At 60.5% G+C, this 16,030-nt stretch carries 11 protein-coding genes and 2 pseudogenes; all 13 read right to left on the bottom strand.

The window, feature by feature from the left end:
- Positions 1 to 42: 42 nt before the first annotated feature.
- Positions 43 to 2,618 (bottom strand): annotated as a pseudogene (gene mdoH / locus FQ182_RS05065) (glucans biosynthesis glucosyltransferase MdoH).
- Complete coding sequence (locus tag FQ182_RS05060; RefSeq protein ID WP_149411283.1) at positions 2,611 to 4,347, bottom strand: glucan biosynthesis protein G; 1,737 nt, start codon at positions 4,345 to 4,347, stop codon at positions 2,611 to 2,613. The pseudogene mdoH and the gene FQ182_RS05060 overlap by 8 nt, the downstream one beginning before the upstream one ends.
- A 267-nt stretch (positions 4,348 to 4,614) precedes the next feature.
- Complete coding sequence (gene dtd / locus FQ182_RS05055; RefSeq protein ID WP_149411284.1) at positions 4,615 to 5,052, bottom strand: D-aminoacyl-tRNA deacylase; 438 nt, start codon at positions 5,050 to 5,052, stop codon at positions 4,615 to 4,617.
- Positions 5,049 to 6,020 carry a prolyl aminopeptidase gene (pip, locus tag FQ182_RS05050; protein WP_149411285.1) on the bottom strand — a complete coding sequence of 324 codons (972 nt, stop codon included), beginning with the start codon at positions 6,018 to 6,020 and terminating at the stop codon, positions 5,049 to 5,051. Before pip ends, dtd begins: the two co-directional genes overlap by 4 nt.
- A gap of 103 nt (positions 6,021 to 6,123) precedes the next feature.
- Positions 6,124 to 6,354 (bottom strand): annotated as a pseudogene (locus tag FQ182_RS05045) (alpha/beta hydrolase fold domain-containing protein); the annotation flags it as partial.
- Positions 6,355 to 6,373: 19 nt separating this feature from the next.
- Positions 6,374 to 7,174, bottom strand: a complete 801-nt coding sequence (gene hutG / locus FQ182_RS05040; RefSeq protein ID WP_149411286.1) for an N-formylglutamate deformylase — start codon at positions 7,172 to 7,174, stop codon at positions 6,374 to 6,376.
- 11 nt (positions 7,175 to 7,185) lie between these two features.
- Complete coding sequence (gene hutI, locus FQ182_RS05035) at positions 7,186 to 8,391, bottom strand: imidazolonepropionase (protein WP_149411287.1); 1,206 nt, start codon at positions 8,389 to 8,391, stop codon at positions 7,186 to 7,188.
- Between the two features lie 19 nt (positions 8,392 to 8,410).
- The gene (locus FQ182_RS05030) at positions 8,411 to 9,817 is read right to left on the bottom strand and encodes an amino acid permease (RefSeq protein WP_149411288.1); all 1,407 of its coding nucleotides are present in this window, start codon (positions 9,815 to 9,817) and stop codon (positions 8,411 to 8,413) included.
- Positions 9,818 to 9,958: 141 nt separating this feature from the next.
- Positions 9,959 to 11,497, bottom strand: a complete 1,539-nt coding sequence (gene hutH, locus FQ182_RS05025) for a histidine ammonia-lyase (RefSeq protein ID WP_149411289.1) — start codon at positions 11,495 to 11,497, stop codon at positions 9,959 to 9,961.
- 127 nt (positions 11,498 to 11,624) lie between these two features.
- Positions 11,625 to 13,148: a histidine ammonia-lyase gene (gene hutH, locus FQ182_RS05020; RefSeq protein WP_149411290.1), complete on the bottom strand. Its 1,524-nt coding sequence runs from the start codon at positions 13,146 to 13,148 to the stop codon at positions 11,625 to 11,627.
- A gap of 90 nt (positions 13,149 to 13,238) precedes the next feature.
- On the bottom strand, positions 13,239 to 14,063 hold the full coding sequence (locus FQ182_RS05015; protein ID WP_149411291.1) for a glycine betaine/L-proline ABC transporter ATP-binding protein: 825 nt from the start codon (positions 14,061 to 14,063) through the stop codon (positions 13,239 to 13,241).
- Positions 14,060 to 14,911: a proline/glycine betaine ABC transporter permease gene (locus FQ182_RS05010; protein WP_149411292.1), complete on the bottom strand. Its 852-nt coding sequence runs from the start codon at positions 14,909 to 14,911 to the stop codon at positions 14,060 to 14,062. Before FQ182_RS05010 ends, FQ182_RS05015 begins: the two co-directional genes overlap by 4 nt.
- A 71-nt stretch (positions 14,912 to 14,982) precedes the next feature.
- Complete coding sequence (locus tag FQ182_RS05005) at positions 14,983 to 15,951, bottom strand: ABC transporter substrate-binding protein (RefSeq protein WP_149411293.1); 969 nt, start codon at positions 15,949 to 15,951, stop codon at positions 14,983 to 14,985.
- Between the last annotated feature and the right edge of the window lie 79 nt (positions 15,952 to 16,030).

Genomic DNA, 16,030 nt, shown 5'->3' with positions numbered 1-16,030 from the left:
GAAGGGCGTTTCAAATGCCCCCGAGACTAGCCTCGGGGGCGTCTAAATCAGGCTGGTTGAGCCTGGGACGACAGCGGTTGCAAAGGCAGCAACGGCGCGTGGGGGTCGGACTTGACCGATTCACGCCAGGCACCTAGCCATTCCGCGTGACCTTCGCTCCAGACCTGCTCATGCAAGCGTCCCAGGGCGACTGGATCACTGAGCAAGGCCAGGCGTTCGCCGTTATTGAGGCCGGCTGGGCCGACGCTCAATGCATGACGAACACGTTCGATACGCAGCAACTCAATCGGCTCCGCGTGACCATGCCGAGAGGTCGCCAGGGCACAGGCCAGAGCGTTCTGCTGAGGATCGACCACGGCCCGCACGAAACCGTCATTGAGCGCGTGCCAACGGTTTTCGTGGGTGTACTGGTCGGTCGACAGCAGTGCCTGGGGCGGATTGTATTCCTCAGGGATCAGGAACAGGCTTTCGTCGCGCGACTTGAGGCCCAGCTTGACCCGGCTTGAAATCACCGAAACCGGGATCGACAGCATCAGCGAACCGACAATCGGCACCAGCCACCACAGGAAGCTTGGGTTCAACCACACCACCAGCAGCGCCCAGAAAAAGCCGAGCAACGTTTGCGGACCGTGACGCTTGACCGCCTCGCTCCACGGTGTGGAGTCGTCGTCACGCTGCGGCGAGTTCCAGGTCGCGGCCCAGCCGAGGAACGCGGCGAGCACGAAGCGGGTGTGGAAAATCATCCGCACCGGCGCCAGCAGCACGGAGAACAGCATCTCCAGCAGCATCGACAGGGTCACCTTGAACTTGCCGCCGAACTCTTTCGCGCCCTTGGCCCAGATCAGGATGATGCTCAACAGCTTGGGCAGGAACAGCAGCACGATGGTGGTGGAGAACAGCGCTACCGCCTTGTCCGGATGCCATTGCGGCCACAGCGGGTACAACTGGCGTGGCGCCATGAAGTACTGCGGCTCCATCAGGGTGTTGACCGCCAGCAGAGCGGTCGACAGCACCAGGAAGAAGAACCACAACGGCGCCGACAGGTACGACATCACGCCGGTAAGGAACACCGCACGGTGCACCGGGTGCATGCCCTTGACCAGGAACAGGCGGAAGTTCATCAGGTTGCCGTGGCACCAGCGACGGTCACGCTTGAGTTCGTCCAGCAGGTTGGGCGGCAATTCTTCGTAGCTGCCGGGCAAATCGTAGGCAATCCACACGCCCCAGCCGGCACGACGCATCAGCGCCGCTTCAACGAAGTCGTGAGAGAGGATGGCACCGGCAAACGCGCCTTTACCGGGCAATGGCGCCAGGGCGCAGTGCTCGATAAACGGCTTCATGCGGATGATTGCGTTGTGACCCCAGTAGTGGGATTCACCCAACTGCCAGAAGTGCAGGCCGGCAGTAAATAGCGGGCCGTAGACGCGGGTAGCGAACTGCTGCATGCGCGCATACAGCGTGTCCATGCCCGACGCCCGTGGCGCGGTCTGGATGATACCGGCGTCCGGCGTGGCTTCCATCAAGCGCACCAGGCTGGTCAGGCATTCGCCGCTCATCACGCTGTCGGCGTCGAGCACCACCATGTACTTGTAGTCACCGCCCCAGCGACGGCAGAAGTCGTCGAGGTTGCCGCTCTTGCGTTTGACGCGACGGCGACGGCGGCGATAGAAAATTTTGCCGAAGCCACCCGCGTCGCGGCACACGTCAAGCCAGGCTTGCTGTTCGGCGATGCAGATATCGGCGTCGTTACTGTCACTGAGGACGAAGAAGTCGAAGCGATCCAGGTCACCGGTCGCGGCAACCGACTCGAAAGTCGCCCGCAGGCCAGCGAATACCCGTGGCACGTCTTCGTTGCAGATCGGCATGACCAGGGCGGTACGAGCTTCCTTGGGAATTGGCTCATCGCCAGCGCTTTTCCCGGAAATACGGTACTTGTCGTGGCCGGTCAGCAGTTCCAGGAAACCCATCAGCGCGGTCCAGAAACCGGCCGAGACCCAGCAAAACAGTATCCCGAACAGAATCAGGATGCTGGTTTGCAGGGCGTAAGGCAGGACCTGGGTAGCGGTCGCCATCAGGGTCTGGTTGCGGATCTCGTCCATGTCGACGAAGGACCAGCCCTGATACGGCATGATGCCTTTCATGTACCAGCCGGCGACGATCGTCTGGCCGAGCATCAGTGTCAACAGGATGTAACGACGGATCGAACCGACCGTGCGCCAGCGGGCAGCGGGCAGCACGCGCTCGTCCTTCGGCGGTGCCGGAGGATTGGAGCGACCGGTCAGCCGGCGCCAGCCGCGTACCAGGATATTGGTGCGCCAAGGTTCAGGCACCACCTTGGTCCGACGGATCGGCGGCGTGGCCTTGAGGCAGACGCGACCGCTGGCGTCGAGCGCGAGCATCTCAGCATCTTGCAGCTCTTCGGCCGTGTTGAGGGTCAGTCGCCGACCTACCGACGCTTGGGCAGCGTCGGCCGGGGCGTCGAAGGTCGAAGACGAGAGGCGCTCGTGCAGTTCGGCGAAGGAGTTGCAGCCCACGAGTTCGGCGCGCTGCTCATCAGTCATCGGAAGATGCGCCAGATACTCGGCAAGCGTCTCTGGCTGGGCTTGAGAGTTACTCATCGGCAGGCAACTGATAGCTCCAGGTTTCGGTCAGGACTTGTTCAGTTTTGACCGGCTCCGGTGTGGCTGGGGCAGCTTCTGGCTGCTTGGCTTCCTTATCTTTGGCGTCTTTCTTGGCCTGTTTCTCATGTTGCTTGGCCAGTACTTTGTCCGCTTTCAACACTTGGGTCGAAGCCTTTTCCGGTTCCGGCACTGCAACGTCCTGGACCAGGGCCGCACGCATCTCGGTTGGCTTGCCCGCGTCCTTGATCTTCATGCGCAGGGTCAGGCGCCAGCCTTTTGTGTGCGGGTTGTAGCGAACGCTGTTTTCCACCAACTCGGCATTGTCGCCGACGCTGACCTGGCTGCGAACCTGGGCATCTGGCAGCAGGGCCTTGAGGGACGGGCCCTCGAAGTCCACCAGGTAGGCAACGCTGCCATCTGGCTGACGGATCAGGTTGGACTGTTTCACATCACCCGTAGAGCGCAAGGTCTGCTTGACCCAAGCACTGTCAGGGGAATGGAACGGTGCGTCATTGAGGGTCCAGTGCAGGCGGTAGCTGACGTCCAGCGGCTGGCCGGGCTCTGGCAGCTTTTCCGGGCTCCAGAAGGCAACGATGTTGTCGTTGGTTTCATCGGCAGTCGGGATCTCTACCAGGTCGACGGAACCCTTGCCCCAGTCGCCCTCAGGCTCGATCCAGGCGCTTGGGCGCTTGTCGTAGTTGTCGTCGAGGTCTTCGTACTGGCTGAAGTTGCGACCGCGTTGCAGCAGGCCGAAACCACGCGGGTTTTCCACGCTGAAGTTGCTGACCGACAGGTGTTTAGGGTTGTTCAGCGGACGCCAGATCCACTCGCCGTTACCGGCATGGATCGACAGGCCGCTGGAGTCGTGCAGCTCACGGCGGTAGTTGAGGACCTTGGACGGCTGATTGGCGCCGAACAGGTACATGCTGGTCAGCGGGGCAATGCCCAGCTTGGTGACTTTGTCGCGCAGGAACATCTGGGATTTGACATCGACGATGGTGTCGGTACCCGGACGCAGGATCAGGCGGTAGGCGCCGGTAGCCCGTGGCGAATCCAGCAGGGCGAAGATCACCAAGTGCTTGTCATCCGGTTTTGGACGCTCAATCCAGAACTCGGTGAAACGCGGGAATTCTTCGCCAGACGGCAGCGCGGTGTCGATGGCCATGCCGCGGGCAGACAAACCGTAGACCTGATCCTTGCCAACGACGCGGAAGTAGCTGGCGCCGAGCATGGTCATGATTTCGTCTTGCTTGTCGTCCTTGTTGATCGGGTACAGGACACGAAAGCCGGCATAACCCAGCTGTTCGGTAGCCTTGGGATCAACCTTGACGTCGCCGAAATCGAAACGAGCCGGGTCGTACTTGATTTCCTGGACGTCAGTGGCGGTGACTTCATTGATCTTTACCGGTGTATCGAAGTGCATACCCTGGTGATAGAAGGACAGCTTGAACGGAGTTTTCTGATCGGCCCACTCGGCTTTTTCATGGCGAAAACGAATTTTCTGGTAATCAGCGAATTTCATTTCGCGAAATTCGTTTGGCAGATTGCTGCGCGGGGCTTGGTATTTCTGCCCGGCCAGCTCTTTTGCCTTGGCCGACACATCATCCAGACTGAATGCCCACAGTTGACCCGCGCCGAGCAGGCAAAACAGGGCGGAGCCCGTTACCAGTGCGTTTCGTAACCGCTTGGCAGACAATTTTGGTGCATTACAGGGACTAACAATCACGAGCAACCCTCGCCGAAAACAGATCAAAAAACCAACGGCCAGCTATCTATATGCCAGGTTGGCGAGCATTGTTCCGACTCCCACGGGGCTAAATGATTCCCCAATGGCTATCGGACAAGTCTCTACCTAAGTCAAAAATGGACCAATTAACGCTGATCCCCGTAGCGCGCGATTATCTAGTAGCCCGCAAGACAACGCATCAGGGGCAACGAAGTATTTGTAGTGAAAACCTGTGTTTTTGGGCATTAAAAGTCGTTTTCAGTACATTCAGGTCTGTAACAGGAAGGTGACCGGCCCGTCATTGACCAAATGCACCTGCATATCCGCGCCAAAACGCCCCGCCGCCACCGTGCCATGCAATTGTTGCGCTTGTAACAACAAGTGCTCAAAAAGCGCCTCTGCCAGCGCCGGAGGGGCCGCCGTGGAGAAGCTGGGGCGCAGGCCACTTTTGGTATCCGCCGCCAGGGTGAACTGTGAAACCAGCAGCAACCCGCCGCCGATGTCCTTCAACGACAGGTTCATCTTGCCCTCGTCGTCGCTGAACACCCGATAGTTAAGCAGCTTATGCAAGAGCTTGTCGGCACTTGCCTGGGTATCTGAAGGCTCGACGGCCACGAGCACCAGCAAACCCTGGCCTATTGCGCCGACTACTTCCCCCGCTACTTCGACCCGGGCGCCTCGCACCCGCTGCAAAAGCCCCTTCATGCTTCTTCTGGAGGTAAATCAAGCAGACGTCGTGCCATTTGGCTCGCCGCACGCACCAACGCGTCAGTAATACCTGGCTCGGAAGCGGCATGGCCAGCATCACGGATCACCTGCAGTTCGCTGTTGGGCCAAGCCTGATGCAACGCCCACGCGTTATCCAGCGGGCAGATCACATCGTAGCGGCCGTGGACGATGACGCCAGGCAGGTGGGCGATCTTGTGCATGTCGCGAATCAGTTGGTTGGGCTCAAGGAAGGCGTTGTTGGTGAAGTAGTGGCATTCAATACGGGCAATGGACAGCGCGCGCTGCGGCTCGCTGAAACGATCAACCACCAACGAATTTGGACGCAGGGTGGCAGTACGGCCTTCCCAGGTCGACCAGGCCTTGGCGGCGTGCATCTGGGCAATCTGGTCGCTGCCGATCAGGCGCTTGTGGAAGGCGGTAAGCAGGTCGTGACGCTCGTCCTGTGGGATCGGCGCGATGTAGTCCTGCCAGTAGTCGGGGAACAGGCGGCTGGCACCGGCCTGATAGAACCATTCGATTTCCTGGGGACGGGCGAGGAAGATGCCCCGCACGATCAAACCGTGGACACGCTCGGGGTGGGTTTGTGCGTAGGCCAGGGCCAGGGTTGAACCCCAGGAACCGCCGAACAGCACCCATTTGTCGATGCCCAGGTGTTGGCGAATCCGCTCAAGGTCGGCCACCAGATCCCAGGTAGTGTTGTTTTCCAGGTTGGCGTGAGGCGTGGAGCGACCGCAGCCGCGCTGGTCGAAAGTAATGATCCGATACATGTTCGGGTCAAAATAACACCGGCTCTGGGCATCGCACCCGGCGCCAGGGCCACCATGGATGAACACAACGGGCAGGCCTTGCGGGGAACCGCTTTCGTCGACGTACAACACATGGGGTTCATCGACGGCCAGATCGTGCCGGGCGTAGGGTTTGATCTGCGGGTACAAAGTCTGCATTGCGCGCTCCGTAAGGGGTCGAGTTCATCCCTGGTGGGACATCTATTATTTTGCCGTCTGGCATCATAAACCCGAATGGTGCAATGAGCATGTCCTTGACGAATCAGACCTCGGTCAACAGAACCTCCCGCAGGTAGCTGAGCAGGTATTCGTACAGGCGATCCACCTCGGCCACCTGGCCCCGCGCCCGCAAACAACCGTGAATCAGGCCTTTGCCCGGGTACAGCGTGGCAGCCACCCCGGCCGCTTGCAGGCGCTCGGCGTAAAGCATGCCGTCATCGCGCAATGGGTCGAACTGCGCCACGGCAATCAGCAACCTCAAGAGCTGTGTAAATACCCATGGCTGCCGCAAGTCACCGATAATGCTTCTGCCCCCACGTCAGGAACCCTTCCAGCAATTCCTTCAACACCACCCGTGTCGGCTCAGCCACGTCCGCCCGATACCGGAACGGCTCAAACTCTTCCATATATGTGCACTGCCCCAACTCCAGCTGCACCGCATGGATATTGTCTGCCGGGTTGCCGTAATGGCGGGTGATATGCCCGCCCTTGAAGCGACCATTAAGCACATGGCTGTACTGTGGATGTGCGGCGCAGATGGCTTCCAGTTGGCTCGCCAGTTGAGGATCGCAGGCGGCGCCGTTGAAGGTGCCGAGGTTGAAATCGGGCAGTTTGCCGTCGAACAGGTGCGCGATCACTGAGCGGATCGAGTGGGCATCAAACAGCAGCGCGTAGCCGAACTCGGCCTTGAGGCGGGCCAACTCTTCTTGCAGGGTGCGGTGATACGGCGTCCAGATCTGTTCCAGATAGGTCGCGCGCTCGGCCTTTGAGGGCTCCAGGCCTTCGCGGAACAACGGCACGCCGTCGAACAGCGTCGCCGGGTACAGGCCGGTGGTGGCGCCGACGTACAGCGGTTTGTCGTCGGACGGCCGGTTGAGGTCGATGACAAAGCGCGAATACTCCGCGGCCAGGGTGCTGGCGCCCAGTTCTTTGGCGAAGTCATAAAGCGTGGGGATATGCCAGTCGGTGTCCGGCAGGCTTTGCGCCTCGGGGATCAACCCGGCCTCGACCACAGGGGTCAGGCGCAAACCAGCGTGGGGCATGCTGATCAGCAGCGGTGTGCTGCCTTGTTTGAAGCTCAAAACCTTATCCACAACGGTGCTCCTTAAACAGTGACGTCGACGCCGTGGCGCACGACGCGTTTATCCAACTCGCCGCCCAGCCAGTAAGCCAGGTCGGCGGGGCGATCGATCTGCCAGGCGACAAAGTCCGCCACCTTGCCCACTTCCAGCGAACCATGGGTATCACCCATGCCCAAAGCGGTAGCCGCATGTTGGGTCGCGCCAGCCAGCGCTTCCTCGGGGGTCATTCGGAATAAGGTGCACGCCATGTTCAACATCAGCCGCACCGACAACGCTGGCGAGGTGCCTGGGTTTAGATCGCTGGCGATGGCGATCTTCACCCCGTGTTTGCGCAGGACGTCCATGGGCGGCAGTTGGGTTTCGCGCAGGAAGTAGAACGCTCCCGGCAGCAACACCGCGACGGTGCCCGAGGCGGCCATGGCGATGGCATCGTCTTCGGTCATGAACTCCAGATGGTCCGCCGACAACGCCTGATAACGCGCCGCCAGGCTGGAGCCGTGCAGGGACGACAGTTGCTCGGCGTGCAGTTTCACCGGCAAGCCAAGTTGCTGCGCGGCGATAAACACCCGTTCCACTTGTTCCGGGGAGAACGCCAGGTATTCGCAGAAGGCGTCCACCGCGTCCACCAGCCCTTCGGCCGCCAGGGTCGGGAGCATTTCACTGCAGATGTGTTCGATGTAGGCGTCGGCACGATCGACGTATTCCGGCGGCAAGGCGTGGGCCGCCAGGCAGGTGCTGCGCACACTAACGGGAAGCTCGGTGCCCAGGCGACGGATCACCCGCAGGATCTTGCGTTCGCTGGCCAAATCCAGGCCGTAGCCGGACTTGATCTCCACCGTGGTCACGCCGTCACGCAGCAAGCTGCGCAGACGCTTGTGGGCGCTGGCAAACAGTTCATCTTCCGTGGCTGCGCGGGTGGCGCGCACGGTGCTGGCAATACCGCCACCGGCAGCTGCGATCTCGGCGTAACTCACGCCTTGCAGCCGCTGCTCGAACTCACCGCTGCGATTGCCACCAAACACCGTGTGGGTGTGGCAATCGATCAACCCCGGCGTGACCCATGCGCCTTGCAGGTCATGAGTCTTCGCATAGTCAGCACCCGGCAGTTCGCCGCGAGGGCCGATCCACTCGATGAGCGTGCCTGATGTCACGATGGCGGCGTCCTCGATAATCGAGTACTTGCCCTGGGCCATGGTTGCGACGTGGCAGTGTTGCCAAAGCGTTTTCATTCAACACCTGCGTTGGTTATCAATGAGACAAAGCTGGCTCGTAATGGACCTTGGCTGCTTGCCCGGCGGCGGGTTTTACCCACAACAAATAGGCAACGACCAGCAAGGCGATCCATGCAACACCGACCATAAGGGCTGCCTGAGTGTCCAGGAAATACCCCAGCACGCCGAAAATAAACAGCATGAACACGATGGCTGCTGCCGGCGCGTAGGGCCAGAACGGCACCGGGAACTTCAGTTCGGCTATTTGCTCTTTGGTCATGGAGCGCCGCATCGCCACTTGTGTGATGAGGATCATCAGCCAGACCCAGACCGTGGCGAAGGTGGCAATGGAGGCGATCACCAGGAATACGTTTTCCGGGATCAGGTAGTTCAACACCACGCCGCCCAGCAGCGCCGCGCCCATCACCACCACGGTCATCCACGGCACGCCCTGGCGGGACAGTTGCGCAAAGCCTTTGGGTGCCTGCCCTTGCTGGGCCAGGCCGTACATCATGCGGCCGGCGCCGAAGATGTCGCTATTGATGGCCGAAACGGCTGCCGAGATCACCACGATATTAAGGATGGTCGCCGCCGAGCCGATGCCCAGGTTGCTGAAGATCTGCACGAACGGGCTGCCCTGGCTGCCGATCTGCGGCCATGGGTAGATCGCCATCAGCACAAACAGGGTCAGCACGTAGAACAGCAGGATGCGCAGCGGTACGGCGTTAATCGCCTTGGGAATGACCCGCTGCGGGTCCTTGGCTTCGCCGGCAGTGATGCCGATGATTTCGATGCCGCCAAAGGCGAACATCACCACCGCAAAGGAAGCGATCAAACCACCGACGCCGTTGGGCATAAAGCCACCGTGGGCCCACAAGTTGCTCAGGCCGGTAGCCGGTGCGTCACCCGCTGAGTGAATGCCGAACAGCATGATGCCGAAACCGCCGAGGATCATTGCGACAATGGCGCCGACTTTGAGCAGCGATAGCCAGAACTCCATTTCGCCAAAGACTTTGACGCTGCACAGGTTCAGGCCGCCGATCAGGAGCACGATGCCCAGCACCCAGATCCAGCGCGCCACTTCGGGAAACCAAAAGCCCATATAGATGCCAAAGGCGGTGACGTCGGCCAGGCAGACGATGATCATCTCGAAGGCGTAGGTCCAGCCGAGGACAAAACCGGCCATGGGAACCAGGTAGGTGCTGGCGTACTGGCCGAAGGAGCCGGACACCGGGTTGTGCACAGCCATTTCGCCCAGGGCGCGCATGACCATGAACACCGCGGCGCCACCGATCAGGTAGGCCAGCAGCACGGCGGGGCCGGCCATCTGGATGGCTGAGGCAGAACCGTAAAACAGCCCGGTGCCGATCGCCGACCCCAGTGCCATGAAGCGAATATGGCGGGCGGAGAGCCCGCGTTTCAAACCCGTTTCTTGCTGGTGCATTTCTCGTCCCTAATTGTTCTTGTTTTCTGTAGGAGCGAGCTTGCTCGCGAAGAACCCAAGGACACCGCGTTTCTTCTGGCTCCCTGTGTCATCGTTAACGTCCATCGCGAGCAAGCTCGCTCCTACAGGGGGTATTGCGGGTTACAGGCTCGGCAACAGTTTCGCCGGTACCAACTCATTCAGGCAGCGCGTGGCCAGCAACTCTGTGGCGGCGTTGATGTCCGGTGCAAAGAAGCGGTCCTTCTCATAGAACGGCACTTTGCCGCGCAGGATGCCACGGGCTTTTTCCAGCTTCGGCGAAGTTTTCAGGCCGTCGCGCAGATCCAGCCCCTGGCAGGCCGCCAGCCATTCCACAGCGAGAATGCCGCGCACGTTCTCGGCCATTTCCCACAGGCGCTTGCCCGCAGCCGGGGCCATGGAAACGTGGTCTTCCTGGTTGGCGGACGTCGGCAAGCTGTCAACGCTATGGGGATGGGCCAGCGCCTTGTTCTCACTGGCCAGGGCCGCTGCAGTCACTTGGGCGATCATGAAGCCGGAGTTAACACCACCGTTGGCTACCAAAAACGGCGGCAGTTGCGACATGTGCTTGTCCATCATCAACGAGATGCGGCGCTCGCTCAGGGAGCCGATTTCAGCGATGGCCAAAGCCATGTTGTCAGCGGCCATGGCCACCGGCTCGGCGTGGAAGTTGCCGCCGGAAATCACGTCGCCTTCAGCGGCGAACACCAACGGGTTATCGGACACGGCGTTGGCTTCGACCACCAACACCTCTGCCGCCTGGCGGAGTTGGGTCAAGCAGGCGCCCATGACTTGCGGCTGGCAGCGCAGGGAGTACGGGTCCTGGACCTTGTCGCAGTTCTGGTGGGATTGCGAGACTTCGCTGCTCTCCCCCAACAAATCACGATAGGCCGCAGCCGAATCGATCTGGCCGCGCTGACCGCGAGCGGCATGAATGCGCGCGTCAAACGGCGAGCGCGAGCCCAACACCGCTTCCACCGTCAGGCCGCCACAGGCCAGGGCACCGGCAAACAGATCTTCGCCCTCAAATAGGCCGCGCAAGGCATAAGCAGTGGAAACCTGGGTACCGTTAAGCAGCGCCAAGCCTTCTTTCGCAGCCAGGGTCAGCGGGGTCAGGCCGGCGACTTTCAGCGCTTGCGTCGCCTCCAGCCATTCGCCTTTGTAACGAGCCTTGCCTTCGCCAAGCAGTACCAGGGACATGTGCGCCAATGGCGCCAAGTCACCGGAGGCACCCACCGAGCCTTTCAGTGGAATGTGCGGGTAAACCTCGGCATTGATCAGGGCGATTAACGCGTCGATCACCTGCCGGCGAATCCCGGAGAAACCCCGGCTCAAGCTGTTGACCTTGAGCACCATGACCAACCGCACCAACGCATCACTGATGGGCTTACCCACACCGGCGGCGTGGGACAGCACCAGGGAGCGCTGGAGGTTTTCCAGGTCTTCACTGGCGATACGGGTGGAGGCCAGCAGGCCAAAACCGGTATTGATGCCATAAGCGGTGCGGTTCTCGGCGAGAATCTGCTCCACACAGGCGACGCTGGCTTCGATCTGGGCCGAGGCGCTGTCATCCAGGGTGAGGGTGACCGGCTGCTGGTAGATATCACGCAGTTGGGCAAGGCTCAGTTGGCCTGGAATCAGGTTTAGCGCAGTCACATTCATGCTCCTTTTGAGAGTGTTGTTAACTACCAGTCGCTCCGGATGCTTCCGTTATCCGCCGTTGTCCTCTTTTAGATGACTGACGGCTTGGCACGCTGGTTATTGTTGGGATTTTTTATTACAAATCTGCTCAGCGCAAATTCGGTAGTGCGTTGTGCAGCAAGTCGGCGTTCTTGAGCAGCGTTGCGGCCGCCGTGATGTCCGGCGCCAGCCAGCGGTCCTGGTCGTAGGCCGGAACCTGTTCGCGCAGCAGACGCCAGGCGGTGTGGGTGCCTGCACCGAAGCGTTGCTCCTGGAGAAATTCGAAAGCCTGGGCCGCCAGCAGGTACTCGATGGCGAGAATCTGGGTGACGTTTTCCAGCACTTGGTGCAACTTCAGCGCGGCGTTAGTGCCCATGCTCAGGTGATCTTCCTGCAAGCCGGAGGTGACGAAGTTGTCGAGCACCGCCGGTTGCGCCAGTTGGCGGTTTTGCCCGCAGAGGGACGCGGCGACGTACTGCACGATCATCATCCCCGAATTGACGCCGGGGTTGCTCACCAGAAACGCCGGCAGCCCGCTGACATGGGGGTTGATGAGGCGATCAAGGCGACGCTCGGCGATGGAGCCTATCTCTGCCAGGGCAATGGCCAGCATGTCCGCTGCCAGTGCCACCGATTGCCCATGGGGATTGGCCTGGGACACCACGCGGTAGTTGTCCGGGGTGCCGAGCAGCAATGGGTTGTCGGTGGCGCCGTTGAGTTCGGTTTCGATCTGCCGTGTGGCGTGTTCCAGTTGATCGCGCGCCGCACCGTGGACCTGAGGAATCGAGCGAATGCTCAAGGCATCCTGGGTGCGAATGCCTTTGCTTGCAGCGATCACTTCACTGCCGTCCAGTAGTGCCCGCAGGTTGCTGCCCACTTGCTGCATGCCCGGATGCGGCTTGAGGGCGATGATTTCTTTGTCGAACGCGTCGATCTGACCGCGCTGCGCCTCGAAGCTCATGGCGCCAATCACGTCGGCCCATTGCAGCAGGCGATGGGCATCGGCCAGGGCCAGGCAGCTCAGGCCGCTCATGCACGGCGTGCCGTTGACCAGGCACAACCCGTCCTTGGCACCCAGCACCACCGGCTGCAAGTTTTCGGCGGCCAGGGCCTCGTGCGCCGAGACGATCTGGCCCCGGTAGTTGACGTTGCCGACCCCGAGCAAGGCGATGCTGATATGGGCCATGTGGGTGAGGTAACCCACTGAACCCTGGGACGGCACTTGCGGGGTGATACCGTGGTTGAGCAGGGCCAGCAGCGAATGCACCACCTGCGGATGCAGGCCAGACTTGCCCTGGCTGTAGTTGATAATGGCGGCGCAGATGATCGCGCGGGTTTGCTCGTTGCTCAGCGGCGCACCGACGCCGCAGGCGTGGCTGAGCAAGGTGTTGCGCGACAGTTGGCTCAGTTGCTCGCCTTTGAGGGAAACATTGCACAAGGCGCCCAGGCCGGTGTTGACGCCATAGGCCCGTTCGCCACTGCTGACAATGCACTGGACGATAGCCTGGGCATTATCGATCCGCGCCCAGGCTTGGCCCGACAGTTCGAGGACAGCACCGTGGCGAGCCACGGCGACCACGTCCTGCCAGCGCAATGGGGTGTCGGCGATGATGATTTTTTCAGCCTGGGACATCGTTGACCTCTTCATACAAATCTTGAATTTATGACTATCCCTGTGGCCAGCGGGCTTGCCACAACAAGCGCCCTCACCAAAAAAATCGGATCAAACCACCGCAGCCCGCCGTTTAACAAAGCGGTCCACATACTCATCCGCCGGTGAATGCAGGATCTCCCTGGGCGTGCCGACCTGGATCAGCTTGCCGTCCTTGAGGATCGCAATGCGGTTGCCAATGCGTACGGCCTCGTCGAGGTCGTGGGTGATGAAAACGATGGTCTTGTGCAGGGTCTTTTGCAGTTCCAGCAACTGGTCCTGCATCTCGGCGCGGATCAGCGGGTCGAGGGCGCTGAAGGCTTCGTCCATCAGGATGATGTCGGTGTCGGCCGCCAGTGCGCGGGCCAGGCCCACCCGTTGGCGCATGCCGCCGGATAGCTGGTGCGGATACTTGTTCTCGTAGCCCTTGAGGCCCACGATTTCGATCCAGTGCAGCGCCCGTTCGGCACACACTTGCTTGGTCTCGCCGCGCACTTTCAAACCGTAGGCGACGTTGTCCAGCACGCTCTTGTGGGGCAGCAGGCCGAAGCTCTGGAACACCATGCTGATCTTGTGCCGACGAAATTGGCGCAGGGCTTCCATGTCCAATTGCAGGATGTCTTCGCCGTCCACCAGGATCGCGCCACTGGTAGGGTCGATCAAGCGGTTGAAGTGGCGTACCAGGGTCGACTTGCCGGAACCCGACAGGCCCATGATCACGAAGATCTCGCCAGTGTTGATGCTCAGCGACAGGTCGTTCACACCCACCACGCAACCGGTCTCGGCCAGTACCTGATCCTTGGTCTTACCCTGGCCAATAAGAGCCAGCGCTTCCTTGGAACGGGAACCGAAGATCTTGAATACGTTTTTGACTTCAATCTTGCTGACGGTAGTCATTTGCTCGCCTCATGCAGTGGACGACCATAGGCCTGGGTGATGCGGTCGATGACCACTGCGAGAATCACGATCGCCAGGCCGGCTTCAAGGCCGCGCCCAACGTTGAGGGTCTGGATGCCCACCAGCACGTCTTCACCCAAGCCACGAGCGCCGATCATCGAGGCGATCACCACCATCGACAAGGCCATCATGGTGGTCTGGTTGATCCCGGCCATGATGCTCGGCAGGGCCAGGGGCAATTGCACACCAAACAGTTGCTGCCAGCGGTTTGCACCAAAGGCGTTGATGGCTTCCATGACTTCGCCATCGACCTGGCGAATGCCCAGGTCGGTCAGGCGAATCAGCGGTGGTGCGGCGTAGATCACCGTGGCGAAAATCGCCGGGACCTTGCCCAGGCCGAACAGCATCAGCACCGGAATCAAGTACACGAAGCTGGGCATGGTTTGCATGATGTCCAGCAGCGGCATCAGCACCGAACGCAGGCGATTGCTGCGGGCCGAGAGAATCCCCAGGGGGATGCCAATCAACACCGAGATCACCGTGGCCACCATCATCAGCGCCAGGGTTTGCATCAGCTTGTCCCACAGCCCGACCGCGCCCACCAAAAACAGCAAGCCGACGATCACCGCAGTCATTACGACCTTGCGGGTGGCGTGCCAGGCAATGCCACCGACAATCGCCAGCATCAACCACCAGGGCGCCGCGCGCAGCAACCCTTCCAGGTTGACGATGGCCCATAACAAGGTGTCGGAGATCTGCCGGAACACATCACCGTAGTTGGTCACCAGCGAATCAACCCAACCGTTGACCCAGTCAGCGATGGAAAACGTAAAACTCTCAGGAAACATATCGTGCTCTCGATCCAGTGGGTTGTGGCCAAGCGCCCGGTTACCTGTTGGGGCAACCGGGAACGCTCAACCTACAAGGCCGCGTCGATTTTCTTGGCTGCGTCGTCGCTCACCCATGCGTGCCAGATTTCAGGATGTTCCTTGAGGAAAATTTTCGCCAGTTTTGGCGATTCGATTCGCTCTTTAGTCATACGGGCCAGGTTCTGGTTGAGCAGGTCGATCGGCAGATTGACCTTCTCCAGTACCGCTACCAATTCCGGCGCTTGCTCGTGGAACACCTTGGACAGGCCTACTTTGATGGTCACGCTTTTATTCACACCCGGTTTTTCTTCCAGCTTCACCAGATCCACCTGGCCCATGAGCGGGGTAGGCGACCAGTAGTAGAACAGGATCGGCTCGCCACGCTTGTAGCTGGACAACACCGCCGCATCCAGCGCCGGGCCTGTGCCTGGGCGGAAGTTGGTGTAGGTGCTTTCCAGCCCGTAGCTTTTGAGCATTTCGCTGTTATCCAGCTCGCAGGTCCAGCCGGCCGGACAGTTGTAGAAGCGGCCCTTGGCCGGCTCTTCCTGGTCCTTGAACACGGCGGAATACTTGGCCAGGTCGGCGATGGTTTTCAGGTCTGGCGCCTTGGCTTCGAGCTTGCGCTTGGCGTCGCCTTCGATCACATAACGCGGCACGTACCAGCCTTCGATGGCGCCCACTACCGGAGCGCCGACGCCGACGACTTTGCCGGCCTTCTCGGCCTTGTTCCAGACTTCGCTACGGCCTACCCACTCCTCAGCGAAGATCTGAATGTCATTGCTGCCGAGGGCGTTTTCCATGGTGATGGAGTTGCCCGGCAGGCTGTCGGTTTTGCAGTTGTAGCCTTTTTCCAGGACGATTTGCAGGACATCGGTCAGCAACATGCCGCTTTCCCAGTTCAGGCCGGCGAATTTCACCGGCTTGCCCGACTCGCACCAGCCTGCTGCCTGAGTGGCACCAGCGCTGGCCAACAAGCTTGTGGCGAACAACGTGGTCAGCAGGGTCTTATTCATTTTCATTGTGTGACGCTCCCAATCATGAAATGGATTACGGCAGTCAAAAGGCATCCTGCCTTGTCCACGTCCCATCAGGCTTGTG

Source organism: Pseudomonas sp. ANT_H4 (genome assembly GCF_008369295.1).
Lineage (GTDB): Bacteria > Pseudomonadota > Gammaproteobacteria > Pseudomonadales > Pseudomonadaceae > Aquipseudomonas.
Note: the sequence above shows the minus strand (reverse complement) of the source record. Positions and strands in the feature narration are given on the sequence as shown.

What these genes read in the sequence shown, in the direction of transcription:
- dtd (WP_149411284.1), bottom strand. Translation starts at nt 5,052, where the DNA reads ATGAAGGGGCTTTTGCAGCGGGTGCGAGGCGCCCGGGTCGAAGTAGCG.
- pip (WP_149411285.1), bottom strand. Translation starts at nt 6,020, where the DNA reads ATGCAGACTTTGTACCCGCAGATCAAACCCTACGCCCGGCACGATCTG.
- hutI (WP_149411287.1), bottom strand. Translation starts at nt 8,391, where the DNA reads ATGAAAACGCTTTGGCAACACTGCCACGTCGCAACCATGGCCCAGGGC.
- FQ182_RS05030 (WP_149411288.1), bottom strand. Translation starts at nt 9,817, where the DNA reads ATGCACCAGCAAGAAACGGGTTTGAAACGCGGGCTCTCCGCCCGCCAT.
- hutH (WP_149411289.1), bottom strand. Translation starts at nt 11,497, where the DNA reads ATGAATGTGACTGCGCTAAACCTGATTCCAGGCCAACTGAGCCTTGCC.
- hutH (WP_149411290.1), bottom strand. Translation starts at nt 13,148, where the DNA reads ATGTCCCAGGCTGAAAAAATCATCATCGCCGACACCCCATTGCGCTGG.
- FQ182_RS05015 (WP_149411291.1), bottom strand. Translation starts at nt 14,063, where the DNA reads ATGACTACCGTCAGCAAGATTGAAGTCAAAAACGTATTCAAGATCTTC.
- FQ182_RS05010 (WP_149411292.1), bottom strand. Translation starts at nt 14,911, where the DNA reads ATGTTTCCTGAGAGTTTTACGTTTTCCATCGCTGACTGGGTCAACGGT.
- FQ182_RS05005 (WP_149411293.1), bottom strand. Translation starts at nt 15,951, where the DNA reads ATGAAAATGAATAAGACCCTGCTGACCACGTTGTTCGCCACAAGCTTG.